We start from the raw sequence: 26,585 nt of genomic DNA on the forward strand, positions 1-26,585 counted from the left end.
CGCGCATGACGCCTTTCCTGCCGCGCCGGGTGCCGCACCCGCGCCTGCCCGGCAGGCGCGCGGCGGGCCTGTCGCTGCTGGAGATGCTGCTGGTGATCGCGCTGATCGCGGCGATCGGCCTGATCACCGCTGCCGGCCTGTCACGAGGGTTCGCCGGCATGCAGCTGCGCGGCGCCGGGAAGGACATCGCCAACCAGCTGCGCATGGTGCGCGCGCAGGCGATTTCCCGTGGTGAGCCGCAGCGCTTCGTGATCGAGCCGGCGCGGCGGCGCTGGGAAGGAGCCAACCAGCGCCAGGGCGAGGTGCCGGCACAACTGCAGGTGCAGTTCGAAGGCGCCGCGCAGCTGGCCACCGCACCGGGGCAGGGCGTGATCGAGTTCCATCCCGATGGCGGCTCCAGCGGCGGCCGCATCCGGTTGCAGCGCGACGGCGCCGAGTGGCGCATCGACGTCGGCTGGCTCACCGGCGAGGTCCGCTCCGGGCCCTGGCGGGCGCCATGAAGCGGCGCGCGCGCGGCTTCACCCTGCTGGAAGTGATCATCGCCTTCGCCCTGCTGGGCCTGGCGCTGACCCTGCTCCTGGGCAGCCTGTCCGGTGGCGCGAAACAGGTGCGTGACGCCGAACTGCGCACGCGCGCGGTGCTGCATGCACAGTCACTGCTGGCCCAGGCCGGCGTCGACACGCCGTTGCAGGTGGGCAGCCAGCAGGGTGACTGGGAACAGGGACGCTATCACTGGGAGCTGCAGGTCCAGCCGTGGGTCGAACCACGCGCCGGCAACGTCGTGCAGGCCACGTCACCGGGGACCCCATGGCTGGCCGAGCTGCAGCTGCAGGTGCGCTGGGGCGACAGCGAGCGCGAACAACTGCACTGGCGCAGCCTGCGCCTGTTGCCGCCCGACCTGGAGAACGCGCGATGAAGCGGCGCGCCGCGGGCTTCACCCTGGTCGAAGTGATGCTGGCGACGGTGCTGCTGGCTGGCGGCCTGGCGTTGGCCTTTGCCAGCGTGCGCTCGGCGATGGCGGTCAGCCAGCGCGGCGAGCAGATCGCTGCCGAAAGCGAACGCATGCGCGCGGTGGAATCGTTGCTGCGCAGGCAGCTGGCGGGTGCACTGCGCACCCCGCTGGAGGCCCCGGACCCCACCCGCGAGCCGGTCTTCTTCCAAGGTGAGGAGCAGCGCATGTTGTTCGCCGCCGACCTGCCCGGTTACCTCGGCCGTGGCGGACCCTACCTGCACGCGCTGCAGGTGGACGGACGCGGTGGCCAACAGCGCCTGCTGCTGGACCTGGTGCTGCTGCAGGAAGGCGAACGCATCGCCGAGAATCCGCCGCGCCCGCCGGAGGTGCTGGTGGAGAACCTGAAGTCGGTGCAGCTGCGCTACCGCGGCATCGATGCCAGCACCGGGCAGGTGACCGACTGGCTGCCGCGCTGGGATGACACCCGCCGCCTGCCGATGCTGGTGGAAATCCAGATCGTGCCGAACCGCGGCACGCCGTGGCCGCCGCTGGTGGTGGCGCTGCGTGCCGGTGGCAGTGGAGGCGCACGATGAGCCGGCAGGGCGGGGCGGCACTGGTGCTGGTGCTGTGGCTGATCGCGTTGATGACGGCGCTGGTCGGTGCATTCGCGCTGAGCGCACGGGTCGAGCACCTGCAGCAGCGCGTGCTGGATGACGATGCACGCGGGCAGGAACGTGCGCGCGCCGGCCTTGAATATGCCCTGCTGCGGCTGTCGGCCGATCCGCAACGCGCGCCCTGGCGTGCCGATGGCCGTACCTACCGCTGGCAGTTCGACGACGCCAGCATCGAGATCAAGGTGCTGGACGAGAACGGCAAGATCAACCTGAATCTGGCCGATGCGGCGCTGCTGACGGCCTTCCTCAAGGCGCTGGGCGAAGACGATGCACAGGCCCGGCAGCTGGCCGGGGCGATCATCGACTGGCGCGACGAGGACAGCCTGCTGCAGCCGGGAGGGGGCGCCGAAGCGCAGGACTACGCCGAAGCCGGATTGCCCTACGGTCCCCGCAACAAGCGCTTCGAGACCCTGGGCGAGCTGCAGCGGGTGCTGGGCATGCGCGGCCCGCTGTACCGGGCGATGCTGCCGCACCTGACCCTGTACAGCCGCCAGGCACGCCCGGATCCGCAGTTCGCCAGCGCACCGGTGCTGACCGCGCTGGGCCTGGATGCGGACAGTGTGATGGCGCAGCGCGCACAGCAGGAGCGTGATGCAGATTCCGCTGGCGGTACGACAACGCTTGCCAGCAGCAGCGGCACCTATAGTATCGAGTCCGGTGCCATCGACAGCAGTGGACGCAGGTCGGTGGTGCAGGCAGTGGTACGCAGTGGCTCGGGCGGGGTTCCCGGGCGGACTTACACAGTGCTTCGCTGGGAGCAGGGAATGACAGCAAGATGACGGCGTGGCAGGACAGTCTGCGGCAGGTGCAGGGCCGGATCGGCCCGGGCGCGGGCCGTTTCCTGCGCTGGTGGCGTCAGTCGCTGCTGGCCTGGGTGCCGGTGCGCTGGCAATGGGCGCTGGGCTGGGGTCAGGCACGCCTGCTGTTGCAGCAGCAGGGGGGCGAGCTGCAGGTCTGGCGCGAGGCCGGTGAGCGCCGCGAAGCGGTGGCGCGCCTGCCGTGGCCGCTGTCGCCGGCGGACCTGGACCGCGTGCTGGAGCCCCGCCTGCGTACTCTGCCGCGGGTGTGGCTGCTGCCGGCGACGGACGTCCTGCGGCGTACCCTGCGCCTGCCCGCCGCCGCGGCCGATCGCCTGCGCGCGGTGGTCGGTTTCGAGATCGACCGGCAGACGCCGTTCGAAGCGTCCCAGGTCAGCTATGACGTGCGTGAACTGGGCGCGGCCGGCGAAGGCCAGCTGCAGGTCGAACTGGTGGCGTGGCCGTTGCGGCAGCTGGACGCGTGGCGCAGTGGGGTAGGCCCGTGGGCCGACGCACTGGCCGGTGTCGATGCCATCGATGTGCAGGGCAACGTGCTGCAGGTGAACCTGCTGCCGCCCGCGCAGCGCCAGGTGCGTCCGGACCCGATGCGGCGCTGGAACCTGCTGCTGGCGGTGGCGGCAGCGGTGATGCTGGTGCTGGCAGCAGTGCAGCTGCTGGACAACCGCCGGGCCGCCGCCGACGCGCTGCGTGAGCAGGTCGAGCGCAGCGCGCGGAGTGCGCGTGGCGTGGCCAGCGAACGCGCGCAGCTGCAGGCGCTGATCGATGGTGCCGCGTTCCTGGAGAAACAGCGCAGCCAGCGCGCCGGTACCGTGGAAATCTGGAATGAACTGACCCGGCGCCTGCCGGAAGGCACCTATCTGGAAAAGCTGGCGATCGAGAACAACAACCTGCAGCTGATCGGCCTGAGCCGCGAGGCATCGCAGCTGGTGCAGCTGCTGCAGGATGCACCTCAGTGGCGCAAGGTCAACCTGACCGGGGTGCTGCAGGCCGATGGCGCCGCCAGTGGCCGTGACCGCTTCACCATGACCGCCGAGCTGCAGCCCTTGCCGGCCGCGGCACCGAGCCCGGAGGCGGCCGATGCCGATGCCAAGCGCACGCCGTGACCGCTGGCTGGCGCTGGCACTGCTGCTGGCCGTGCTTGGCGTGGCGTATCTGTTGCTGGTGCACCCATGGTTCACACAGCCGCTGCGTGCGATCGATGCCGATGTCGCCGCGCTGCGCGAGCGCGAGGCGCGCGTGCAGGCGCAGCTGCAGCAGCAGCCGCAGATCGAACAGCGCCTGCGTGCCACCCGCGAGGCATTGCAGCAGCGGCCGGGCTTCCTGCGCGAAGCCACGGCCGAAGCCGCTGCCGCCGCACTGGGTGCCCGCCTGCAGGATGCCGTGGCGATGGCCAGCCCGGGCAACCGCAGCTGCACCATCAGCAACCGCACGCCGCTGGCCGACAACCGCCGCGATGCCGAGTTCGTGCGTGTCGCGATGCAGGTGCGGCTGCGCTGTGGCGTGGCCGAACTGGCCACCGTGCTGCACAGCCTTGAAACCGGCAGCCCACGCCTGTTCGTCGACAACCTCAACCTGATCGCGCAGCGTTTCCAGCAATCGCCGAATGAATCGGGGCTGGGCCTGGACGTGTCGTTCGAGCTGGCCGGCTACCTGCTGCCGGGCGCCGCCGCCGACGGCGCGGCGACAACGCCTGCCGCAGCGCCCGCAGTGCTGCCTTCACCGGCCGAGGCGACCCCTGCGCCGCCGCCGGCCGCCCCGTCCGAAGGACAGGAGGTGGCCGATGAAACGTGAACAGATCAGCCTGCGCACCGGCTTCCTGCTGGCGTTGGCCGGTTGGGCCGCCGCCGTCTGGCTGGCCACCGGCTTCGGGCTGGGCAGCCATCTGCCCGGTGCCGGCGGTGATGCCGACGCCGCGCCTGCGCTGCCGTCATTGCCGCCGCTGGCGGCCGAGCGCATGGCCAGCGCCGACAGCTACAGCGCAATCGGCGAGCGCCCGCTGTTCGCCGAAGACCGCAGGCCGCGCCCGTACCTGCTGGGTGGCAGCGAACCCGCGGCCAGTGCCGCGCTGCGCCTGACCGGCGTGCTGTTGACCGGCGACTTCGGCATGGCCACCTTCACCACCGAGCAGAACCGCTCGCTGCGGCTGCGCCTCAACGGCGAAGCCGTGGACGGCTGGCAGCTGGTGGCGCTGCAGCCGCGGCAGGCGACCGTGATCGGCCCCGGTGGCAACCAGGTCCTTGAACTGGCGGTATTCAACGGCCAGGGCGGAGAGCCGCCGACCGTGCTGCGGGGTGCCAATGGCGCGGTGCCGCCAGCGCCGGGCAGCGGGGCACCGCCACCGGTGCAGCCCCCCGCAGCGCCGGTCGCTGCACCGGGGGTCAGTGCACAGCGCGGTACCGGCAATGCCGCTGCCGCCGCCGCGGCGGCCGCACCCACGAACACGCCACCGGCCAACACCAACGGGCCCAGCGAAGCGCAGATGCAGGCCATCCGCGAACGCATCCAGGCCCGCCGTCGCCAGCTGCAGCAACAGCAGCAACAACCGTCGCCGCCCCCGGGCGATGGCACCAACCGATAGAGTGAATGCATGAACCTGCGTTTTCTTCCCTGGTCCTTTGCCCTCGCGCTGCTGGTCGGCTGCAGTACGGTGTCCGCGCCGCACGTGCAGCGCAACGGCAACCTGTCGCCCAGCGCCGGCGCCGGCGCCGGCCAGGCGGCCGATGGCGTCGCCGATGCCGCCCGCGAGAGCCAGGGCGCGCCGCAGGCGGTGATCCGCCGTGGCACCGGCACGATGATCAACCGTGAGGCCGCGCGCGCCCCGGCACCGGCGCTGCATGGCGCCAGCACCGGCGAGGCCACTTTCAACTTCGAGGGCGAATCGCTGCATGCGGTGGTCAAGGCCATCCTCGGCGACATGCTGGGCCAGAACTACGTGATCGCACCGGGCGTGCAGGGCACGGTCACCCTGGCCACGCCCAAGCCGGTCTCGCCGGCGCAGGCGCTGAACCTGCTGGAGATGGTGCTGGGCTGGAACAACGCGCGCATGGTCTACAGCGGCGGGCGCTACAACATCGTCGCCGCCGACCAGGCCCTGGCCGGCACGGTGGCACCGAGCACCGCGCCGGCCGCCAGCGCGCGCGGCTTCGAGGTCCGCGTGGTCCCGCTGCAGTTCATTTCCGCCACCGAGATGAAGAAGGTGCTGGAGCCGTATGCGCGCCCCAACGCCATCGTCAACGTCGACAGCGGGCGCAACGTGATCACCCTCGGCGGTACCCGCGCCGAGCTGGAAAATTACCTGCGCACCGTCGAGATCTTCGATGTCGACTGGCTGTCGGGCATGTCGGTGGGCGTGTTCCCGATCCAGTCGGGCAAGGCCGAGCAGGTCGCTGCCGACCTGGAGAAAGTGTTCGGCGAGGAGAGCAAGACGCCCAGCGCCGGCATGTTCCGCTTCCTGCCGCTGGAGAACGCCAACGCCGTGCTGGTGATCACCCCGCAGGTGCGCTACCTGGACCAGATCCAGCAGTGGCTGGACCGCATCGACACCGCCGGCGGCAGTGCCCGCCTGTTCTCCTACGAACTGCGTTACATCAAGGCGCGCGACCTGGCCGAGCGCCTCAGCGAGGCCTTTGCCAGCAGTGGCAACCGGGGCGGTTCCAGCCCGGCCTCGCTCGCGCCGGGGGCGATCCCGTCGCAGCTGGGCAGTGACGGCGATCGTGGCATGGATACCACCAGCAGCACCCTGGGCTCGACGCTGGGCGGTACCAGTGGCAGCGGCGGCAGCGGCAATGGCAGCCTGAACCTGCCGCAGCGCCAGCCCGGCAACGTCAGCGTCAGCCTGGAAGTGGAAGGCGACCGCGTCGGCGTATCGGCGGTGGAGGAAACCAACACCCTGCTGGTGCGGTCCAGCCCGCAGGCCTGGCGCTCGATCCGCGAGGTGATCGAGAAGCTGGACGTGATGCCGCTGCAGGTTCACATCGAGGCGCAGGTGGCCGAAGTCGCGCTGACCGGCGACCTGAAGTACGGCGTGAACTGGTTCTTCGACAATGCCGTGGCCGGTCGCGCGCTCACCGGAGCCCTGGCGGGCCTGACCCTGCCGCCGGCTTCAGGTGGTTCGTGGAACACCTTCGCCGGCGGCGTCACCGGCAACGACGGCGTCGGCTGGGCCTTCACCGGCCACAACGCGGCCGCGGTGGTCAGTGCGCTGGACAAGGTGACCGACCTGCGCCTGCTGCAGACGCCGTCGGTGTTCGTGCGCAACAACGCCGAGGCCACGCTCAACGTGGGCGACAAGGTGCCGATCAATACCACCACGGTGAACACCGGCGTCGGCACCAGCACCTACAGCTCGGTGCAGTACATCGACACCGGCGTGATCCTCAAGGTGCGCCCGCGCGTGACCCGCGACGGCACCGTGTTCCTGGACATCGTGCAGGAAGTCAGCAGCGCCTCGGACGTGCCCGACAGCTGCAACCCCACCGAGCGCAACTGCAACCCGCGCATCTCGACCAAGAAGCTGTCCACCGAAGCAGCGGTGCAGAGTGGCGACACCATCATGCTGGCGGGCCTGATCACCGACTCGGCCACCGATGGCAGCAGCGGCATTCCGGGCCTGAGCAGGATTCCGGTGGTCGGTGCGCTGTTCGGGCAGAAGACGCGCACCAGCCGTCGTTCGGAAGTGATCGTGCTGCTGACGCCGACCATCGTCCGCAACAACCAGGAGTCGCGCAACCTGACCGACGAGTACAGCAAGCGCTTCCGTGCGATGGAGCCGCTGAACGCGCCGCGCGCGAAGAAATAAGGGAGTTACGGCCGGGCGGCGCCCGGCACCCGCGGTAGTGCCGGCCGCTGGCCGGCAACAGCAACGGCGACAGCCAAAGCCAAAGCAACAGCGGGTTTACTGAGGGAGGTGGGTCGGCGTGGGGTGGCAGAACACGCCGTAAACCCCCAGACCGGCCCAGCCGCTGGCGGCTGTGCGTTCGGGCGCTTGCGAAGCAGTGTTTCGCAAGCAAAGCGCCCTCACCCCTGGGGGCGCGATGGCGCCATCCATGGCGCCATCGGTCCTGCCCACCCACACCGCCCCGCCTCTGACAGATCCCTGCGGCTGTTGGTAGGTGTCGACCTTGGTCGACACATCTGTCAGATATCGAAATGGAACCGGGGTCAGATCCGTTTTCCTTCGGAAAACGGATCTGACCCCATGACGTCCCGACAGACCGCAGGAAACTGTCGAAGGCGGGGTGGGTCCGGTTGCGGGGGTGTCCGCGGCATGGATGCCGCGGCCAAGCCCCCATGGATGGGTTTACGGCGTTCCCCGCAACCGGACCCACCCCGCCAACCCACGGAATGTGGGCCTCTGCTCTTGATGTTGCCGGCCAGCGGCCGGCACTACCGCGGGTGCTGGGTGCAACCCGGCCGATACCCGCCCGGTGCTACGCTGTGGCCACCGACAACCACGGAGGCGGGATGGGGGCGATCGTGTTGTTGCCGCTGTGCGTGGACGATACCGCGCTCGACCGCTGCTTGGCCGCGCTGGATGCCGGCACGGCGCCGGGCACCGCGGTCTGGCTGGCCGATGACGCGCAGACCGGGCCGCGTGCGCAGGCTGTGGTCGAACACTGGTTGGCACATACGCCGTTGCAGGCCGAATACACCCGGCGCGCGCGGCCACTGGGCGAAGTTGCCCATCTGGACGAAATGCTGCGCGCCTGCGATGGCCTGGACGTGGCCGTGCTCGCACCGGACAGCGTGCCCGCGCCGGGATGGCTGCAGCAGCTGCAGGACGCCTTCGCCCGCGATGCCTCCATTGCCACCGCGACGCCCTGGTGCAACGCCGGCGAGACTGCGGCCTGGCCACGGCTGGGCGAGATCAATCCCGAACCCCATGACCCCGCGGTGCTCGCGCAGACCTGCGCCGCGCTGCCGACGCTGCATCCGGAACTGCCTTCTGCAGTCACCCATGCGGTGCTGGTGCGCGGCAACGCGCGCCGTCGTGCCGGTGGCCTGGACGTGGAGAGCTATGCGGGCTGGAATGCCGCGCTGGTCGATCTCAGCCTGCGCATGGCTGGCCTGGGGTGGCGCAATGTGTTGTGCGAGACCGCCTTCGTCACCCGGGCAGGGGAGGCGGTCAGCCGCGACGGTGATCTGGAAGCGCTGGCGGCGCGCTGGCCGGCCTGGGTGCCGCGCCTGGCCGACTTCCTGATGCATGATCCGCTGCACGGGCTGCGTGCCGACCTGCAGCAGCGCATGCGGCAGGCGATAATGCCGCGGGAACAGGGCGACCTGTTCGTTCCGTCCGCGTAGGAGTTCCCCGTTTGAATGCAGCCATTGCCGCCATCGTCGTCACCTACCAGAGTGGCAGCACCATCGATGCCTGCCTCTCGCGGCTGCGCCAGGCAGAGGAGGTGGCCGAGATCCGGGTGATCGACAATGGTTCGCTGGACGGCACCCTGGACATCGTGCAGCGCCATGCCAGCCACGATGCGCGCGTACGCTTCGTCGGCAACCCGGACAATCCCGGCTTCGCCGCCGCCAACAACCAGGGCGTGGCCGACTCGCACAGCCCGTGGCTGGCCTTCATCAACCCGGACCTGATGGTCGAGCCGAGCACGCTGGCCGAGCTGCGCCGCCGGACCGAAGCGCTGGGTGACTGCCTGCTGGGCGTCGAACAGGTGGACGAGCAGGGTCATGCCGACGAGGCGGTGCGTCGCCGCGATCCGGATTTCCTGATGATGCTGCGCTCGCCCGGCAAGGGCTCGAAGCTGGCGGTGGCGCGCGACCCGCACCAGGCACTGCAGCGGGTGCCGGCACTGTCCGGCGCGCTGTTGATGATGCCGCGCGCGCTGTTCGACCGTATCGGCGGCTGGGACGCGGGCTACCGGCTGCATGCCGAGGACCTGGACCTGTGCCGGCGCGCGCGCCAGGCCGGTGCGGTGGTGGCCATCGCCAATGATCTGCAGGTTACCCATGTGCGCGGTGTCTCCAGCCGCTCGCGGCCGTTCTTCGTGGAGTGGCACAAGCACAGGGGGCTGTGGCGCTATTTCCAGAAGTTCGAAGCCGGGCAGCGTTCGCTGCCGGTGCGGGCTGCGGTGTGGGCCGCGATCTGGGCACACGCGCTGATGCTGGTGCCGCGCCTGCTGCGCAGGTCGCTGTAGCACCGGGCCCACGCGCGGCTCAGGCAACGCTCGGGCCGAGCGTGGCTCGGCCCTACGGAAGGCGGCGCGCCCACGGTTCACTCCGCCGGGCGCATAATCCGCCCCATGCCTATCATCCAGTCCCTGCTCGACACCGATCTGTACAAGTTCACCATGATGCAGGCGGTGCTCCACCAGCACCCCGGCGCCCAGGTGCAGTACCGGTTCAAGTGCCGCACCCCCGGCATCGACCTGGCCCGTTACATCGACCAGATCGACGAAGAAATCGACCACCTGTGCAGCCTGCGTTTCAGCGACGCGGAACTGGACTACATGCGCGGCCTGCGCTTCGTGAAGCCGGACTTTGCCGATTTCCTCGGCCTGTTCCATCTGGACCGCAAGTACATCCAGCTGCGCGCGTCGACGGCCGTGCCCGGCGAGATCGAGCTGGACATCACCGGCCCGTGGCTGCACACCATCCTGTTCGAAGTGCCGCTGCTGGCGATCATCAACGAAGTGTGGTTCCGCAACACCACCACGGCCGACTTCGCCGAAGGTGAGCGCCGCCTGCAGGCCAAGGCCGCGCTGCTGCGCGATACCCCCGGCTTCGAGCAGTGCCGCATTGCCGACTATGGCAGCCGCCGCCGCTACTCGCGTGACTGGCATGCCCGCCTGCTGCCGCTGCTGCGCGACGCCCTCGGCCCGCAGCTGGTCGGCACCAGCAACGTGCACTTCGCCCGCCTGTACGGCATGACCCCGCACGGCACCATGGCGCACGAGTACCTGCAGGCATTCCAGGCACTGGGCCCGCGCCTGCGGGATTCGCAGGTGGCGGCGCTGGAATCGTGGGCGCGCGAATACCGTGGCGACCTCGGCATCGCGCTGTCCGACGTGGTGGGCCTGGACGCGTTCCTGCGCGATTTCGACATGTATTTCTGCAAGCTGTTCGACGGCGTGCGCCACGACTCCGGCGATCCGTTCGACTGGGGCGACCGCATGCTGGCGCACTTCCAGCAGCGCCGGGTTGATCCGCGCAGCAAGGTGCTGGTGTTCAGCGACGGGCTGGACATTGCCAAGGTGATGCGCCTGTACGATTACTTCCGCGGGCGCTGCCAGGTCGCGTTCGGCGTCGGCACGCACCTGACCAATGATCTGGGGCCGACGCCGCTCAACATCGTCATCAAGATGGTCCGCTGCAATGGCCAGCCGGTGGCCAAGCTCAGCGATTCGCCGGGCAAGAGTATGTGCGACGACCCGGGTTACCTGGCCTACCTGCGCCAGGTTTTCGAGCTGCCTCAGCCGGCGTAACGCCGCCGGCCCTCAACGGCGCTTACAGGTAGTCGACCACCACCAGGTAGGCGCCCTGCAGCGGCTGCTGCTTGGCGGCCTGCACGCTGTAACGCTCGGAGAAGGCGATATCGCCGGCGCGCATCGCGCTGGCCGACACCGACAGCTTCTGGCCCTGGCGCTTGCCATCGCGCAGCGTCGCGGCCTGGCCATCGGCCAGCGCCGTCACGGCCACCGTCGAGCCCTTGGCCGATGGCGGGCACCCGGCCAGGCTCAGCTCACCCTGGGACAGGTTCGTCGTGCAGCCCGGCTCGGCGATGCGGCCGCTGAAACGGATGCTGCCACTGCTGGCCTGGGCCAGCGCACTGACGGACATCAGGGCCACGCACAGCAGAATGGAGTTCCTCATGACACGTTCTCTGGTTCGGTGTGTCCTAGTTAGCGACAGGTTCGATCAGCCTTTAATAGGACGATTCCGAATCTGCTAGGGCCATCACCAAGAAAGAGTGATGCGCATCAAACAAAGCGATTTCCGCCTGAAAAAGCCTGTTTTCGCGCATGCCGAACGCGTCAGCCATTGCGTCATTTACGGTCGCTTGTGCCCCGCCCATGGCTGCGTCAATTCTCCCGCGCGCCCAGGGATACGATTTCGCCTATCACGTCACACTTGGAGCGTCAATAAATCGACGTTCAGAAAAATAATGAGACTTTCATCACAGTTGTGCATATACTTGCGTCACGGATTCAGGGAGAGGTACGTCCGAGTCCGGCCACAGGTGAGACGCAAGGATGGGTCTTGTTAGCCCGGCAGTGCTCCTTGCTTCCTCCTCTACTTCTCATCTCTTCAGTAGGGTTAGGTAAAAGCGAATGCACAAGATCAACCTCATTGCCGCTCTGATGCTGGCCGCCGCTCCGCTGGCCGCCAACGCCGCCGACGGCACCATCACCTTCAATGGCAAGGTGACCGACAAGACCTGCACCATCTCGACCCCGGGCGGCAAGGACTTCGCCGTGACCCTGCCGACCGTGTCCAAGAACACCCTGGCCACCGCCGGTGCCGTTGCGGGCCGTACCCCGTTCGCCATCAACCTGACCAAGTGCAGCGCCGGCAACGTCGCCACCTACTTCGAGCCGGGTTCGACCGTTGACTTCAACAGCGGCCGTCTGGTCAACCAGGCGTCGGCCAACGCCGCCACCAACGTGCAGCTGCAGCTGCTGGGCTCGAACAACCAGTTCCTGCCGATCAAGGCTGCTGGCGCTGGCCTGGCCCAGACCAACTCGCAGTGGGTCACCGTCGGCACCGACGGCTCGGCCGACCTGAACTACTACGCTGAGTACTACGCCACTGCCGCCGCCACCCCGGGCGACGTCACCAGCAGCGTCAAGTACACGATCATCTACAACTGATCGCAGTCGTGCCCGCACTGGCCGGCGTTCGCGCCGGCCGGTGTTCCGCGGCCCCTGGCCACACCCCTCGAGCGTAGTACTTCCGATGAAAGCACTCTTTCCCCGGGCGCTGCTGCTGGCAGCGTTCACGCTGCCCTTCTGCCAGAACGCACTGGCCGGCGTGGTGGTCAATGGCACGCGGGTGATCTACCCGGCACAGGCGCGCGAAGTCACCGTGCAGGTGGACAACGTGGGCGACTCGCCCGCACTGGTCCAGGCCTGGATCGACAGTGGCGACGCCAACCAGACCGCCGACACCAGTGATGCCCCGTTCGTGCTGACGCCGCCGATCGCGCGCGTCGAACCGGGCCGCAGCCAGGCGCTGCGCCTGATCTTCTCCGGCGCGCAGCTGCCGACCGATCGCGAGACCGTGTTCTGGCTCAACGTGCTGGACGTACCGCCGTCGCCGGACAACGCCGACAGCGGCGACCAGAATTACCTGCAGGTCGCGTTCCGTTCGCGACTGAAGCTTTTCTACCGGCCGCAGGGCCTGAAGGGCGTCGCCAACGACGCACCGGCAGCGCTGCGCTGGACCCGCGCCGGCGACCGCCTGCGGGTGGACAACCCGAGCCCCTTCCACGTCACCCTGGCCGAAGTCCATGCCGTGACCGGCAGCAGTGAAAAGGCGGTCGAGGACAAGGGCGCGATGGTCGCGCCGAAGCAGAGCCTGGAGTTCGCCGCACCGGCGGGCACGCAGCAGGTGCGCTTCATCACCATCAATGATTACGGCGGCCGGGTCGAGCACACCGTCCGCCTCGACAGCACCGGGGGCTGAACGCGCCGCGCCGGCCATGGGCCTGCGCATCCCGCCACCGCCGCCGTGCGGCGAATTGAAGGAATGTCAGTGTGATCGGAAACAGATTGACATTGTCGATCCATCAGGCGCTTTGCCTGTTGGTTGTTGGCGCGGCCTGCCCAGGATGGGCGTTGGCGGCACCGGCCAATCTCGGCGAACAGGCGCTGATGGCGCAGAGCGGTGCGGCCACTGCGCGTGCACCGGAATCGGCCCAGTTCAATTCCAGCTTCCTGTCCGGCCAGGCCAAGCAGGTCGACCTGGCCGCCTTCAGCAACGGCAACCCGATGGTGGCCGGCAATTACCGCGTCGATGTCTACGTCAACGGCGCCTGGCAGGGCCGCCGCGACCTTCAGTTCAAGGCCGATGCACAGGGGCGCGTGGACGCCTGCCTGCCGCTGCCGATGCTGGAAGAAATGGGCGTGGACAGCGAGGCCGTCCTGCTGCAGCAGGACCCGACGCTGCCGACCGACACCACCAGCTGCGTGCCGGTGCAGCAGCGCATGGCCAACGCCTACGGTGTCTACGACAGCGGCAACCTGCGCTACGACCTCAGCATTCCGCAGGTGTTCCTGCGCCGTGAGGCGCGCGGCTACGTCAACCCGGCGCTGTGGGACCGCGGCATCAATGCCGGCTTCGTCGGCTACAGCTTCAATGCCATCGACAGCAACAGCCGCGTCGAAGGTGGCCAGCGCAACCGCAGTGCCTATCTCGGCCTCAATGCCGGCCTGAACCTGGGCGGCTGGCAGTTCCGCCACGATTCCAACCTGACCTGGTCCGAAGGTGACGGCCGCCATTGGCAGAGCATCGCCACCTACGCACAGCGCGGCATCCCGCAGGTGCGCGGCATGCTCACCATCGGTGAGGCCTACACCACGGGCGAGCTGTTCGACTCGATCGGCTACCGCGGTGCCAGCCTGGCCAGCGACGACCGCATGCTGCCCGATTCGCTGCGCGGCTACGCACCGGTGGTGCGCGGCATCGCCGAGACCAATGCGCGCATCGAAGTGCGCCAGAACCAGCAGCTGATCTACTCCTCCACCGTCTCGCCGGGCAGCTTTGTCATCGACGACCTGTACCCGACCGGCTACGGCGGCGACCTGGAAGTGAGCGTGATCGAGGCCGATGGCCGCCGCCGCGAATTCAAGGTGCCGTTCGGCTCGGTGCCGCAGATGCTGCGTGAGGGCGTGTCGCGCTACTCGCTGACCGCAGGCCAGGTGCGCAACAAGCTGCTGGCCGACGAACCCTGGCTGGTGCAGGGCACCTACCAGCGCGGCATCGGCAACCAGCTGACCCTGTACGGCGGCAGCGCGCTGAGCGATGGCTACCTGTCGCTGCTGTACGGTGTCGGCCTGTCGACCCGGGTCGGCGCGTTCGCTGCCGACGTCACCCATGCGCGTACCTCGTTCGACCACTACGGCAGCCACACCGGCGCCAGCGTGCGGCTGAGCTACAGCAACATGATCGGCGAGACCGGCACCAACCTGACCCTGGCCGCCTACCGTTACTCGACCGAAGGCTTCTACAGCCTGCAGGACGCCCTGTATGGCCGTGATTCGGACGCGCGCGGCATCGATCCGACCACCCGTGGCCGCCAGCGCAGCCAGTTCCAGGTCACCCTGAACCAGCCGCTCGGCCGCCGTGGTGGTGCGCTGTACGTGACCGGTTCGGTGCGTGACTTCTACGACCGTTCCGGCACCTCCAAGCAGTACCAGGTGGGCTACAACAACGCCTGGCGTTCGGTGAACTACGGCTTCTCGGCGCTGCGCACCGAAGAGGGCGTGCTCGGCCGTTCCGATACCCAGTACCTGCTGTCGATGAGCGTGCCGCTGGGCCGGGGTACCCACCCGGTGTCGTTCAGCGCCGATCTGGGCATGCGCGATCGTGGTGGCTACGACAACAGCCGCGTCGGCATCACCGGTTCGGCCGGCGTCGACAACAACTTCAGCTACGGCGTGGCCCTGTCCGATTCCCGCGAGGGTGGCACCACCGCGGTCGGCAATGCCGAGTACCGCAGCCGCTACTCCGCGTTGAACGCCACCTACAGCCACTCGCGTGATTTCCGCCAGGCGTCGGTCGGTGCCAACGGCAGCGTGGTCGTGCATCCGGGTGGCTTCACCTTCACCCCGCAGCGGGGCGACACCATGGTGCTGGTCGAAGCACCGGGCGCGCGCGATGCGATCGTCAGCAATGCCCCGGGCCTGCGCGTCGATGGCCGCGGCTATGCGGTGGTGCCGTACGTGTCGCCGTACCGCCTCAACACCGTCACCCTCGACCCGCAGGGCATGGCCCACGACGTCGAACTGGAAAGCACCAGCCAGTCGATCGCACCGTTTGCCGGCGCCATCAGCTACCTGCGCTTCGACACCCGCAAGGGCAACGCGCTGCTGATCCAGGTGCGCAACCCGGATGGCCGCAGCATGCCGTTCGGTGCGCAGGTCAAGGACGAGCAGGGCCAGCCGGTGGGCATGGTCAGCCAGGGCGGTCGCCTGTACGTGCGCAGTGAAAAGAACCAGGGCCGCCTGCTGGTGGAGTGGGGCGCCGGTGCCGAGCAGCGCTGCACCATCGATTACCAGGTTCCGGCGGGCGCCGATGCGTCCAAGACCGGCTTCATCCCGCTGGAGGCAGCATGCCGATGATCTCTTCCCGTGGCCGCACGCTGCTGGCCGCCTTGACCGTGATGGGGGGCGTGCTGCTGGCGCAGCAGGCCAGTGCATCGTGCCGCATCCAGAACAGCTGGTTCGTGGCCCAGGACGTAACCATGGACATGGGGCAGATCGTGATCCTGCCCAGCACGCCGGTCGGCGGCGTGATCAAGGAGATCAGCGAGCCGATCAACCAGCAGAACAGCGTGGCGCGCTGCGACTGGTCCGGCGGGCGTTCGATCGGTGAGTACGTCAATGCCGCGCAGAAGCGTCCGGTGGCCGGGTTCTCGAACGTCTATGAAACCGATGTGGCGGGCGTGGGCATCCGCCTGTACCGCGACTCCGGCGCGATCCAGACCTACTATCCGCACACCATCAACTTCGCCAGCAACAGCACCATCTCGCTGGTCGGAGGCACGTTCCGCATCCAGCTGATCAAGACAGCGGCACAGACCGGCTCGGGCGTGATCGCACCGAACGGTCGCTTCACCACGTATTACTTCGACGGTGATGGCGCCGGCCGACCGGTGCTGACCTCCACCTTCAAGGGCTCGGGCACCACCGTGGTCAGCCCGACCTGCGAAGTGCAGGCCGGCAGCCGCAACATCGCCGTCGACTTCGGCAGCGTGCCCAACACCACCTTCACCGGTGTCGGCTCAAGGGCCGTCGACCGCGATTTCGAGATCCGGCTGAACTGCCAGGGCAGCAATGTCGCCGCCTACCAGAGCAAGATCGGCATCCGCCTCGATGCCGACCAGGACAGCTCGAACATGCCGGGCGTGCTGAAGCTCAGCGCGGCTGCCAACAGCGCGACCCGCATCGGCATCCAGATGGTCCAGCGCGATGGCACCACCGAGCGCGAAGTGCGCTTCGGCCAGACCATCAACGTCGGCACCACGGCGCCGGGGACCAGCGTCATGGCGCTGCCGCTGCGCGCGCGCTACGTGCAGACCCAGGCCGGCACGGTCGGTGCTGGTGTCGCAAACGGCCAGGCCACGTTCACCATCCAGTACGAGTAAGGCCGCCCCGGCGGCTGTCCCTGCTGCGTTCCGCCGCAACGTCGCCCGGCTCACGGGCGGCGTTGACTGCGTCTTGATCTTCCAACGATGAAGATCAGTGCCACGACGCACGTACCATCAATCGAATGTGATGTACGTCGCGATTTTGGAGTTTCCTCATGAGGTGACCGTCTCCTGCCTGCGGGCATTGGACGGTAACGCCGAAAGGATCCAGACGTGGCTACAGCTCCTGGCATTCTCCAGCACCGTCCTTCCGGAGCGCCCCGGTGAAGGTCCTGTCGGTGTTCGGCACCCGACCGGAAGCAATCAAGATGGGGCCGCTGGTGCGCGCCCTGGCCCAGGCCGCGGACATCGAATCGGTGGTCTGCATCACCGGTCAGCACCGCGCGATGCTCGACCAGGTGATGTCGCTGTTCGAGATCACCGCCGACCATGACCTCGACGTCATGGTGCCCAACCAGACCCTCAATGGCCTGTGCGCCCGGCTGCTCGAGCGGCTCGATGCGCTCTACACGCAGGTCCGCCCCGACTACGTGCTGGTGCACGGCGATACCACCACGGCGATGACCGCCGCCCTGGCCGCGTTCCACCACCGCATCCCGATCGGCCATGTCGAGGCCGGCCTGCGCACCGGCGACATCCACCGGCCCTGGCCGGAGGAGATGAACCGGCGGGTGATCGATGTGGTCGCCCAGCAGCTGTATGCGCCCACCCCGGGCTCGCGTGCCAACCTGGCCCGTGAACACCTGGGGGGGCAGGTCCTGGTCACCGGCAACACCGTCATCGATGCCCTGCAGCAGACCGTGCAGCGCCTGGATGCTGATCCGGCACTGCGTGCCCGGGCCGACGAACCCTTCCACATGCTCGACCCCGGGCGCCGCCTGCTGCTGGTCACCGGCCATCGCCGCGAGAGCTTCGGCCAGGGCTTCGAGGACATCTGCCGTGCGCTGGCCGAACTGGCCCGGCGGCCGGACCTGCAGGTGCTGTACCCGGTGCACCTCAATCCGAACGTGCAGGGACCGGTCAATGCCCACCTCGGCACGCTCGACAACGTGCACCTGGTGCCGCCGCAGGATTACCTGCGTTTCGTGCGCCTGATGCAGCGCGCCGACGTCATCCTCACCGACTCCGGTGGCGTGCAGGAGGAAGCGCCGGCCCTGGCCAAGCCGGTGCTGGTGATGCGCGACGTCACCGAGCGCCCCGAGGCGGTCGAGGCCGGTGTGGTGACGCTGGTCGGCACCACGCCCTCGCGCATCGTCGCGGGCGTCAACGCGGCACTGGCCCAGCCACCGCAGCCGACCCGCTTCGACCCCGATGCCAGTCCCTACGGTGATGGCCGCGCCAGCGCGCGCATCGTCGCCGCGCTGCGCGGCATGCCCCTTCCCGAGTTCACGCCCGGTCTCCGCAGTGGCGGTGCCGCCCAGCCCCTTCCGCATGAAGTGACGCCATGACCCTGACCGGCCGCTCCCCCCTGTTTGCCTCCGCCGCCGCGTTCGTCCTGTCGGGCGTGGTCGGTACTGCCCATGCCGCTGACACCGTCGCCGGCCAGTTCACCGAATGGAGCAGCGACAGCACGGTGAACCGGCAGATGACCCTGCGCGAACTCGGTTTCCGCCAGCCACTGGTGCTGAGCGGGCAGGAAAGCCAGCGCGAGGTCTATCTGCCGGTGCCGGCCGGAGTCGCCACCCGCGACGCGCAGCTGCAGCTGGATGGGCGCTATGTACGCGGCCACGCCGGGCGTACCTCGGGATTGTGGTCGGTCGATGGCGACCCGATCGCGGCGCGTTCGATCACCGATGCGCAGGGCGATGCCAGCCAGTTGCTGGCCATCGACGGCGAACCCCGCCCGAGCGGCTTCGTGCGCGTCGGCGTCGGCTGGTGGTCGATCGTGTCCGATTACCAGTGCGCCGACCAGAGCGCGCCGGCCAACGTGCTGCGGCTGTCGCCGGACTCGCGTTTCAGCTACCGCTTCGACGGCCGCGCCGTGGATACCGTGGCCAAGGCCTGGGGGGCGCTGCCACCGCGGGTGCGCCTGCTGGTGGATGGCAAGGCGCTGCAGGCACCGGCCTACGATGCGGCCTGGCGCATCGGTACCGCGTTGCAGGCCGGCGGCAAGCAGGTGCAGGTGGTGGCCCTGCCCAAGGTCGGTGACAGCGTCGACCTGGCCGGTATCAGCATCCCGGCCAGCCTGCAGGGCGTGCCGGCCTACGCTGCGCTGGCCACGGGGGAGCGCGCGCATGCGATCAGGGATCTGGCCGAAGTAGGCGCGCTGCTGACATTGCGCGACAGCGGGCCGTTGGCTGCCGATGTGATGATTGGCAGCGATGCACTGCGCGCCGGCGTGCGCGCGGCGCTGGATGCGCTGGGCGCGCAGGTCGGCGCAGCCGGTGCGGATGCAGGCAGCGCGTTCGCCGCGTGGCGCGCGGGTGGCATGGCGGGCCTGGAAAACCCCGCAGCCACTGCCTCGGTCGGCGTGGTGGCCGTTGCCGGGCGTCCGACGCTGGTGGTCGATCCGGCGGCGGCGGGCAAGGTCGCCGGGCTGCTCGCCGAGCAGTGGCGCAGCTATGCACTGGGCCGCAGCCTACAGGTCAGCGCAGCGGGCACGCCCAGACTGGACGGTGACCAGGTGCTGCTGAGCCGGCTCGGCAACATCGCCGGCACCATGGATGTGGTGACCCGCGCCGACCGCAGCGCCAGCTTCGACCTCGGCGCACTGTCGGCCGATGGCCGCCTGCCCGAGCAGGTGGTGATCGATGTCTCGGCGGCCCCCAACGCGGCCGGGTAGGGCGCGGTCGCCACGATCTACCTCAACGATTACCTGCTGGGCGGCAAGGTGCTGTCGGCCAACGGCCAGCCGCAACGCCTGGTGGCCAAGGTGCCGGCCTACGCGCTGTCGGCACGCAACGAGATCCGCGTCAGCTTCCTGCGCCAGCCGGCGCGTCCCTACTGCCACGATCCGGCCACGGGCTATCCGGTCTCGATCCTGCCCAGCAGCCATCTGACCCTGGCCAAGCGATCGCTGGGCAATGATTTCGTCGGTGCCAGCAGCCAGCTGTCGCGCGGTAACCAGGTGTTCGTGCCCGGCGCGTGGCTGCAGGACGCGCCGGCCTCGCTGGGCAAGGTCATCGCCGTGGCCAGTGCAGTGGGCGCCTCGCCGGAAGCGTCGGAACTGAAGGTGGTCGACGCCGGTGCCGCCGTCAGCCCGGGTGCGCCGTGGCTGGCCTTCGCCGTGGCGCCGGCCGGGGTTGATGTGGCCGGCCTGAAGGACGGCCACCTGCGGATCGGGGGCACGTCGCAGCCGTTGCTGGATGTCAGCGGCTTGGATCGCGCCGCCGTGGTACAGGTGGGCACCTCCGGCGGCCAGCTGGGCGTGCTGTACAGCGACCTGGGCGCACAGGCACCGTCGTTCGGCGCACCGTTCCGGCTGCTGAAGGGCGACCTGGCCGTGCTCGACGGCAGTGACGCCGTGCGCGAATTCGACCGCCAGGATCCCTATGGCACGCGCGTCGCGCAGGACGGCAACCCGCAATCGAAGTGGGAACGGCACATGGTCTGGTTGCTGCTGCTGGTCGGCGTGATCGTGTTCGCGCTGCTGGCCGCCCGCGTCACCCAGGTGCGCCGCCGCAAGTCCGCCAACGCAGGGCACTGATCCACCGTGGACGGTCTGTTCTGGAACATCCAGCTGGCCAACTACTACGCCGCCCTGGAAACCACGGCGGCGGCAGTGGCCGTGCTGATCCTGATCTCCAGCCTCGATGACCTGTTCATCGACGTCTGGTACTGGGTGCGCGAGAGCTGGCGGGCATTGACCATCAAGCGCCGCGACGCATACCGGCCGCTGACCCAGGACGACCTGCTGCAGCGCCCGCAGCAGCCGTTGGCGATCATGGTGCCGGCGTGGATGGAGTACGACGTCATCGCGCAGATGGTGGAGAACATGATCAACGTGCTCGATTACCGCGAGTACGTCGTGTTCGTCGGCACCTATCCCAACGACCAGCAGACCATCGATGAGGTCGAGCGCATGCGTCGCCGCTACAAGCGCCTGCGCCGCGTGGAAGTACCGCACGACGGGCCGACCAGCAAGGCCGACTGCCTGAACTGGCTGATCCTGGCGATCTTCGATTACGAGAAGCGCCACGACATCGAGTTCGCCGGGGTGATCCTGCACGACAGCGAGGACGTGCTGCACCCGATGGAGCTGCGGTTCTACAACTACCTGCTGCCACGCAAGGACATGATCCAGTTGCCGGTGACCTCGCTGGACCGCGAGTGGTACGAACTGGTGGCCGGGGTCTACATGGACGAGTTCGCCGAATGGCACGCCAAGGACCTGGTGGTGCGCGAGAGCGTTTCGGGGATGGTACCGTCGGCCGGCGTCGGTACCTGCTTCTCGCGGCGCGCGTTGCTGGCCCTGAGTGCGCAGACCGACAACCAGCCCTTCAACACCGACAGCCTCACCGAGGATTACGACGTGGGTGCGCGGCTGGCAGCCATGGGCATGCAGTCGATCTTCGCCCGCTTCCCGGTGCAGTTCCGCGTGCGCCGCCCCTCATGGTTCGGCTGGGGGCCGGTGCGCGAGCGCACCCAGCAGATGGCCCTGTGCGTGCGCGAGTACTTCCCCGACAATTTCCGCGCCTCCTACCGGCAGAAGGCGCGCTGGGTGCTGGGCATCGGCCTGCAGAGCTGGGAGTCGCTGGGCTGGCGAGGCTCGCTGGCCACCAAGTACCTGCTGGCGCGCGACCGCAAGGGCATCATCACCTCGTTTGTCAGCATCATTGCCTACCTGATCTTCCTGCAGCTGCTGCTGTTCTGGCTGTTGAAGATGACCGGGGTCTGGACGATGCAGTTTCCCAGCGTGTTCCAGGCCGGCACCTGGCAGATGACGGTGGCGCTGCTGACCACCGCAGCGCTGGCTACCCGCGTCGTGCAGCGCTTCTACTTCGTCAACCGGCTGTACGGCTGGGAGCATGCCTTGATGTCGATTCCGCGGATGGTGGTCGGCAACATGATCAACTTCATGGCCACCGCCCGCGCGTGGAAGGTGTTCCTGGCCTACCTGCTGTTCGGCAAGCGCATGGTCTGGGACAAGACCATGCACGACTTCCCGGATGCGGCGCAGCTGGTGCAGACGCGCAAGCAGCTCGGCGAACTGTTGACCACCTGGCAGGCGGTGGAGCCGGAGCGCCTGCAGCAGGCACTGGAGCAGCAGCAGGACGGCCGGCAGCAGCCGCTGGGGCGCATCCTGCTCACCCAGGGGTGGCTGGATGATGAGACCCTGGCCGAGGCGATTGCCTTCCAGGGCGACCTGCCACGTGCGGTGATCGACGTGGATTACCTGCGGGCCGGCCCGTTCCCGGTCAGTGCCGACGCCTGCGTGCAATGGCGCATGCTGCCATTGCCGCCGCGGCAGCCGGGAACCCTGCGGCTGGCCGTGGCCAGCCCGCTGCCCGAGGAGGCACTGGCGCTGCTCAAGCAGGAAACCCGCAGCGACCACATCGAACAGAGCATCGCCCGCGAGAGCGAGATCAACGCAGGGCTGCGCCTGATCGGCAGTGACCGGGACTGGCAGCTGGACAACGTGCCGCTGCTCGGGGACCTGCTGGTGGAGATGCGCCTGATCGACCACGCGCGCTTCGAGATCGCACTGGATGCCTACAAGCCGCAGCGCGATGGCCGCATCGGCGACTACCTGGTCAAGCAGGGCGTCACCACCGAGGACGCCGTCGCCCAGGCCATGCAGGAGCAGCGCCGGCGTGCGGCCGTGCTGCAGTCGCCGCCTCCCGGAGCCTTGCCGGCATGAAGACCACGCTGCTGTCCACCGTCATTGCCGTGGCACTGGCCACGGCCGCCACGCCGGTACTGGCACAGGCCGATGCGGTCCTGCCGCTGTCCGGTGCTGCATACCGCGTCGCCGAGCAGGCCTTCGCCGCTTACGAGCGCGGCGACTATCAAGCGGCTTACCAGCAGTCCACCGAAGCGATCCGGCTGCGCCCGGACGTGGTGCGGCTGCGCCTGCTGCAGATCTACGCGCTGCAGAAACTGGGCCGGCCGGCGGAGGCGCAGCAGCAGGCGCGCCGTGCACTGGATGCGGGGTTGAAGGATCCGGCCTTGCCGGCGTTGGCCGCTGCCACCGCTGCACGCAGCACGCCCCCGGATGCCAGGGGCACGCGCGCATCCTCCCCACCGCGTGCGGCCGGCAGCGGCGCAGACCGCGCCAGGCAGCAGGCCTACACGCTGGCCACCGAGGCCTATGCCGCCTATGACGCCGGGCGCATGGGGGAAGCGGCCAGCAAAGCCGAGCAGGCCTTCCGCCAGCAGCCGAAGCAGGGCGCCTGGGCGATGCTGTGGGTGGCGGCGCTGGAAGCACAGCAACAGGCCGAACTGGCCGACGCAGCCATCGGCACGGCGCTGCAGCTGGGCGCACCGAACGTCGAGGAACTGCGCGCCCGGCGCGTGGCGCTGGATCGACAGCGCGCGCTGCTGCAGGCCCAGCAGGCGTATCGGTCGCTGTCCACGCAGGATGATGCCGCGGCCGTTGCGCAGGCACGTGCCGCCGTCGAACTGGCGCCGGATGTTGCTTCGTACCGGTGGCTGTTGATCACCGCGCAGCTGCAGCAGGGGCAGCTGGCCGACGCCGAGCGCAGCGCCGACCAGGCACTGCAGGCCGACGGCGGGGATCTCAATGCCCGGGTGATGCGTGGTTATCTGCGCCAGCGCCAGGGCAACACCCTGCTGGCCAATGAAGACTTCGACGCCGCACTCGCCGCGCCGGGGTCAACCATGCAGCAGCGCAACGTGCGCCTGCTGGCCGTGGATGCGGCCCTGGCCGCTGGGGACCGCACACGTGCGGCTGCACTGCTGGCGCCACTGCAGGCGGCGTCGCCCACGGATGCGGGCGACGCACGCGCGCAGCAGCTTCTGCAGCAGGGCATCGAACAGCGCGCCAAGGCGATCCGGTCCAGTCGTGCACCTGCGGGTTTGAGTGCGCAGGCGTATCCGGCGCCGTTCCAGCACTGCCCGCCTGCTGACACCGGTGATGCCTGCACGCTGATGCCGGTCGACCTGCAGGGCGACGGTGGTGCCGCACAGCGCGCGTATGCGGCCTACGCGCGGCAGGACTACGCCGAGGCCATCGGCGAGGCGCGGCAGGCCGTGCAGCTCGCACCGGAGGACGCGAGCCTGCAGGGGCTGCTGACCACCACGCTGGCGGCAGGCAACCGCAGCCAGCAGGACGAAGCACGGCTGCGCCTGGACGCGGCACTGGCGCAACGCCCTGATGACGCCGGGCTGCTGATGCAGCGCGGCTACCTCAACCAGAAGGCCCACGAACCGGCGCGCGCACTGGCCGACTTCCGTGCCGCCGAGTCCACCGGCAGGGCACCGAAGAGCGTGGTGCTTGACCAGGCCTACGCCAGCGCGGCCGGCGGCGATCACCCGCAGGCGGTGGCGCTGCTGCGGACGGCCATTGATCGTGCCGACGCCGGCGAGCTGCCGCTGGATGAGCGCCAGCGCTACAACGTGCGCAGTGCCATCGCCAGTTACTCGCGCGAGTGGGGCGTGATCGCCTCGGCGGGCTTCCGCGGTGCACGCCAGGCGGCGACCAATGTCGGCGGCGCAGCGATCAGCACGCCGGGCGATTCGGTGTTCAGCACGCTCGAGGCGTTCTGGCGACCGCCGGCCTTCAACGACGCCCATGGCACGCTGGAACTCTACGCACGACTGCTCAACACGCTGTACGACCAGGGCGGCACCTATGAATCGATCCGCGCGGTGGACCCGTGCACCGGCGAATCGACGCCCGACGCACGCGCACGCGCCGAACGGCTCAGCCGCTCGCGTTCCACCACCGGCTGGCCGTCCACCATCGCCTCGTTCGGCCTGCGCTACGCCTTCGGCCAGACCGGCCTGAGCGCCGGCATCGAGCGTCGCCAGTTCCTCGGCAGTGCCACCCGTTCGGGTGATGTCTATCCGGCATCGGCGGCCGTGCAGTGCCGCCTGCAGTTGGCCCTGAACCCGCCACTGGAAGCCAGCACGCTGGCCCGCTACCGCCTGGCCAGCGGTTCTGGCGGCTGGATGTCCTACCTGACCTACGGCTATTACCACGGCACCGACCTGCGCACCGACGTCAACCAGTGGTGGATGGTCAGCGGCTACGCGCAGGGCGGTTACACCTGGGACGACAACAGCGCCCACTTCACCCTCGACGCGCTGGATGCCAACGGCACGCCGGTGCGGCGGATCGGCGATGCCCACGGGAGGTTGCATCGCGAGCAGTGGTTCGCGGCCGCTGAACTGCGCGCCGGCCGCAGCTTCCGCTTTGGCGCCGGGCAGACCCACTGGGTGGTCACGCCGTATGTGGTGGTGGGGGCGGACTGGCTGGACCAGCGCTCGCGGGTGCGCGACATCCGTTACCCGCTGTTCCCGGCGCAGTCGTTCGCGCTCAACGATACGCAACGCAGCTGGTCGCTCGGCGCAGGACCGGGCGTGGGCGTGCGCTACTGGTTCCGCGAGGACCACTACAACACCCCGCGTTCCTACCTCGACCTGACCGTGCAGTACCGCTTCGCGATCGGCGGCGGAGATACGCAGCGCGCCAAGGGCCTGTTCGCCACCGCCATCCTGTACTACTGAGCCAGCCCCCAGCGTCGCCGCAGCGCCGCCGCCTGCGGCGTGTCCTGGGTCAGCCAGGGCTCCAGCGCATAGACCAGCACGTGCTGTGCGCCACTGCCGCGTGCCCACGCCAGCTGCCGCTGGATGCGTGCGGCATCTGCGGTTTCGCCCTTGAACCCGCTGCCATCAGCGGCGCTGCCAGGCAGTTCGCGGAACAGTTCGACGATCGCATCGAAACCGATGTCCTGTGCCTGGAAATGGTCGAGCAGGGGTTGCAGCTGCTGCACGTTGCCGGCGCCGGCAACACCCACCCCGTCCTGCACCATCGGCCGCAGCGTGGCCTGGGCCAGTACCGCCTGCCATAGCGTGACCAGATTGCCATCGGACTGCAGGCGGCTGAAGTAGCAGGAGATCGCACAGTCACCGCCGCGCGCGCTGGCGGCCTGCACCAGCCCGTGCAGCCACTGCGCCAGCCATTGCTGGCGGGCCGGATCGGCCCAGTGGAACTGCTCCAGTTCGTAGGGCAGGTACCAGCCGCCGAAGGCCGGCTGCTGCACCCATGGCGCCTGTGCCAACCAGCTGCGCGCGTGCGCCAGGCTGTTGGCCAGGAACGCCTGCAGCGTGGCGTCGTCGGCGCCGATGGCCTGCCACCAGCGTTGCTGGAAGGGCAGGCCGACGCGGATCCGGAGGTCATTCTCGCGGGCCGCAGTGAACAGCTGCTGCAGGCTGCCGTCGGGCAGTGACCAGTCGCCATCGCTGCCACCGACGATGCCGGTCCATTGCAGCACCAGCTGCCGGCACCCCAGCGCATGGGCCAGCTTCAACGAGCGTTGCCAGTCGGCCAGGCCCCATTGCAGATGGCTGCGCCACGGTTGCAGGAAGGTGCCATCGACGTGCACCGGCAGCGAGCAGCCGGGCAGGGTGGCGAGCGTACCGGCCAGCGGCGCCAGCAACGCCGCGCGCAGCAGCCGGCGGCGCAATGGCGAAGTCGGATCCGTGGGAAGGCCAGGCCGGAGCATGCCCGCATCATCCCAGAGCACCGTGGCTGGAAGGTGAACCCCGCACCAGATAGTACCGGCCGCTGGCCACCGCGTGCTCTGGTAGTGCCGGCCGCTGGCCGGCATCGCCCCCGGGTGGCAGGTGAATCACCACCCGGTAGTGCCGGCCGCTGGCCGGCATCGCCCCCGGGTAGCAGGTGAGTCACCACC

Annotated in this window: 20 protein-coding genes and 1 pseudogene; 19 read left to right on the plus strand and 2 right to left on the minus strand. The window is 69.0% G+C overall.

The window, feature by feature from the left end:
* Positions 1-5 precede the first annotated feature (5 nt).
* From xpsH to pncB, 11 genes are all read left to right on the plus strand, one after another.
* Positions 6-500 (plus strand): type II secretion system protein XpsH, encoded by a 495-nt coding sequence (gene xpsH / locus AC5P9I_RS06190; RefSeq protein ID WP_049464284.1) that lies wholly within the window; start codon positions 6-8, stop codon positions 498-500.
* Positions 497-916: a type II secretion system protein XpsI gene (gene xpsI / locus AC5P9I_RS06195; protein WP_049464286.1), complete on the plus strand. Its 420-nt coding sequence runs from the start codon at positions 497-499 to the stop codon at positions 914-916. The genes xpsH and xpsI overlap by 4 nt, the downstream gene beginning before the upstream one ends.
* Positions 913-1,545 (plus strand): type II secretion system protein J, encoded by a 633-nt coding sequence (locus AC5P9I_RS06200; protein ID WP_049464288.1) that lies wholly within the window; start codon positions 913-915, stop codon positions 1,543-1,545. Before xpsI ends, AC5P9I_RS06200 begins: the two co-directional genes overlap by 4 nt.
* Entirely contained in the window at positions 1,542-2,405 is an 864-nt protein-coding gene (locus tag AC5P9I_RS06205; RefSeq protein WP_049464290.1) for a type II secretion system minor pseudopilin, read from the plus strand. The genes AC5P9I_RS06200 and AC5P9I_RS06205 overlap by 4 nt, the downstream gene beginning before the upstream one ends.
* A complete protein-coding gene (locus tag AC5P9I_RS06210) occupies positions 2,402-3,547 on the plus strand; it encodes a PilN domain-containing protein (protein WP_049464292.1) in 1,146 nt (381 codons plus the stop codon). The genes AC5P9I_RS06205 and AC5P9I_RS06210 overlap by 4 nt, the downstream gene beginning before the upstream one ends.
* Complete coding sequence (gspM, locus tag AC5P9I_RS06215) at positions 3,522-4,235, plus strand: type II secretion system protein GspM (protein WP_049464295.1); 714 nt, start codon at positions 3,522-3,524, stop codon at positions 4,233-4,235. The genes AC5P9I_RS06210 and gspM overlap by 26 nt, the downstream gene beginning before the upstream one ends.
* The gene (locus tag AC5P9I_RS06220) at positions 4,225-5,022 is read left to right on the plus strand and encodes a type II secretion system protein, XpsN-like (protein WP_049464297.1); all 798 of its coding nucleotides are present in this window, start codon (positions 4,225-4,227) and stop codon (positions 5,020-5,022) included. Before gspM ends, AC5P9I_RS06220 begins: the two co-directional genes overlap by 11 nt.
* Positions 5,023-5,031: 9 nt before the next feature.
* On the plus strand, positions 5,032-7,242 hold the full coding sequence (gene gspD, locus AC5P9I_RS06225) for a type II secretion system secretin GspD (RefSeq protein ID WP_049464299.1): 2,211 nt from the start codon (positions 5,032-5,034) through the stop codon (positions 7,240-7,242).
* Positions 7,243-7,907: 665 nt separating this feature from the next.
* Complete coding sequence (locus AC5P9I_RS06230; protein WP_049466191.1) at positions 7,908-8,744, plus strand: glycosyltransferase family 2 protein; 837 nt, start codon at positions 7,908-7,910, stop codon at positions 8,742-8,744.
* Between the two features lie 11 nt (positions 8,745-8,755).
* Complete coding sequence (locus AC5P9I_RS06235) at positions 8,756-9,595, plus strand: glycosyltransferase family 2 protein (protein ID WP_049466192.1); 840 nt, start codon at positions 8,756-8,758, stop codon at positions 9,593-9,595.
* 105 nt (positions 9,596-9,700) lie between these two features.
* Complete coding sequence (pncB, locus tag AC5P9I_RS06240; RefSeq protein ID WP_053462135.1) at positions 9,701-10,882, plus strand: nicotinate phosphoribosyltransferase; 1,182 nt, start codon at positions 9,701-9,703, stop codon at positions 10,880-10,882.
* 22 nt (positions 10,883-10,904) lie between these two features.
* On the opposite strand, the gene AC5P9I_RS06245 is transcribed toward pncB, so the two are convergent.
* Complete coding sequence (locus AC5P9I_RS06245) at positions 10,905-11,270, minus strand: hypothetical protein (RefSeq protein ID WP_495217346.1); 366 nt, start codon at positions 11,268-11,270, stop codon at positions 10,905-10,907.
* A gap of 458 nt (positions 11,271-11,728) precedes the next feature.
* On the opposite strand from AC5P9I_RS06245, the gene AC5P9I_RS06250 reads away from it, so the two are divergent.
* The 8 genes and pseudogenes from AC5P9I_RS06250 to AC5P9I_RS06285 all read left to right on the plus strand — a co-directional run bounded on the left by AC5P9I_RS06250 (position 11,729) and on the right by AC5P9I_RS06285 (position 25,398).
* Positions 11,729-12,268: a fimbrial protein gene (locus AC5P9I_RS06250; protein ID WP_005415238.1), complete on the plus strand. Its 540-nt coding sequence runs from the start codon at positions 11,729-11,731 to the stop codon at positions 12,266-12,268.
* A gap of 85 nt (positions 12,269-12,353) precedes the next feature.
* A complete protein-coding gene (locus AC5P9I_RS06255) occupies positions 12,354-13,082 on the plus strand; it encodes a fimbrial biogenesis chaperone (protein ID WP_049468303.1) in 729 nt (242 codons plus the stop codon).
* Positions 13,083-13,174: 92 nt separating this feature from the next.
* Positions 13,175-15,739, plus strand: coding sequence for a fimbria/pilus outer membrane usher protein (locus AC5P9I_RS06260; protein ID WP_053462136.1), 2,565 nt, complete (start codon positions 13,175-13,177; stop codon positions 15,737-15,739).
* Entirely contained in the window at positions 15,730-16,764 is a 1,035-nt protein-coding gene (locus AC5P9I_RS06265; protein ID WP_057493413.1) for a fimbrial protein, read from the plus strand. The genes AC5P9I_RS06260 and AC5P9I_RS06265 overlap by 10 nt, the downstream gene beginning before the upstream one ends.
* A 266-nt stretch (positions 16,765-17,030) precedes the next feature.
* A complete protein-coding gene (gene wecB / locus AC5P9I_RS06270) occupies positions 17,031-18,215 on the plus strand; it encodes a non-hydrolyzing UDP-N-acetylglucosamine 2-epimerase (protein WP_064237632.1) in 1,185 nt (394 codons plus the stop codon).
* Positions 18,212-20,413 (plus strand): annotated as a pseudogene (locus AC5P9I_RS06275) (hypothetical protein). Before wecB ends, AC5P9I_RS06275 begins: the two are co-directional and overlap by 4 nt.
* 6 nt (positions 20,414-20,419) lie before the next feature.
* Positions 20,420-22,567, plus strand: coding sequence for a glycosyl transferase family protein (locus AC5P9I_RS06280; protein WP_049468298.1), 2,148 nt, complete (start codon positions 20,420-20,422; stop codon positions 22,565-22,567).
* Positions 22,564-25,398, plus strand: coding sequence for an NfrA family protein (locus AC5P9I_RS06285; protein WP_088476241.1), 2,835 nt, complete (start codon positions 22,564-22,566; stop codon positions 25,396-25,398). The genes AC5P9I_RS06280 and AC5P9I_RS06285 overlap by 4 nt, the downstream gene beginning before the upstream one ends.
* On the opposite strand, the gene AC5P9I_RS06290 is transcribed toward AC5P9I_RS06285, so the two are convergent.
* The gene (locus AC5P9I_RS06290; RefSeq protein WP_049468293.1) at positions 25,392-26,357 is read right to left on the minus strand and encodes a DUF4434 domain-containing protein; all 966 of its coding nucleotides are present in this window, start codon (positions 26,355-26,357) and stop codon (positions 25,392-25,394) included. The genes AC5P9I_RS06285 and AC5P9I_RS06290 overlap by 7 nt on opposite strands.
* Between the last annotated feature and the right edge of the window lie 228 nt (positions 26,358-26,585).

Source organism: Stenotrophomonas sp. YJH_SMC_29 (genome assembly GCF_059371235.1).

Coding starts and splice junctions, on each gene's coding strand:
- xpsH (WP_049464284.1), top strand. CDS start 6: ATGACGCCTTTCCTGCCGCGCCGGGTGCCGCACCCGCGCCTGCCCGGC.
- xpsI (WP_049464286.1), top strand. CDS start 497: ATGAAGCGGCGCGCGCGCGGCTTCACCCTGCTGGAAGTGATCATCGCC.
- AC5P9I_RS06200 (WP_049464288.1), top strand. CDS start 913: ATGAAGCGGCGCGCCGCGGGCTTCACCCTGGTCGAAGTGATGCTGGCG.
- AC5P9I_RS06205 (WP_049464290.1), top strand. CDS start 1,542: ATGAGCCGGCAGGGCGGGGCGGCACTGGTGCTGGTGCTGTGGCTGATC.
- AC5P9I_RS06210 (WP_049464292.1), top strand. CDS start 2,402: ATGACGGCGTGGCAGGACAGTCTGCGGCAGGTGCAGGGCCGGATCGGC.
- gspM (WP_049464295.1), top strand. CDS start 3,522: ATGCCGATGCCAAGCGCACGCCGTGACCGCTGGCTGGCGCTGGCACTG.
- AC5P9I_RS06220 (WP_049464297.1), top strand. CDS start 4,225: ATGAAACGTGAACAGATCAGCCTGCGCACCGGCTTCCTGCTGGCGTTG.
- gspD (WP_049464299.1), top strand. CDS start 5,032: ATGAACCTGCGTTTTCTTCCCTGGTCCTTTGCCCTCGCGCTGCTGGTC.
- AC5P9I_RS06230 (WP_049466191.1), top strand. CDS start 7,908: ATGGGGGCGATCGTGTTGTTGCCGCTGTGCGTGGACGATACCGCGCTC.
- pncB (WP_053462135.1), top strand. CDS start 9,701: ATGCCTATCATCCAGTCCCTGCTCGACACCGATCTGTACAAGTTCACC.
- AC5P9I_RS06245 (WP_495217346.1), bottom strand. CDS start 11,270: ATGAGGAACTCCATTCTGCTGTGCGTGGCCCTGATGTCCGTCAGTGCG.
- AC5P9I_RS06250 (WP_005415238.1), top strand. CDS start 11,729: ATGCACAAGATCAACCTCATTGCCGCTCTGATGCTGGCCGCCGCTCCG.
- AC5P9I_RS06255 (WP_049468303.1), top strand. CDS start 12,354: ATGAAAGCACTCTTTCCCCGGGCGCTGCTGCTGGCAGCGTTCACGCTG.
- AC5P9I_RS06265 (WP_057493413.1), top strand. CDS start 15,730: ATGCCGATGATCTCTTCCCGTGGCCGCACGCTGCTGGCCGCCTTGACC.
- AC5P9I_RS06285 (WP_088476241.1), top strand. CDS start 22,564: ATGAAGACCACGCTGCTGTCCACCGTCATTGCCGTGGCACTGGCCACG.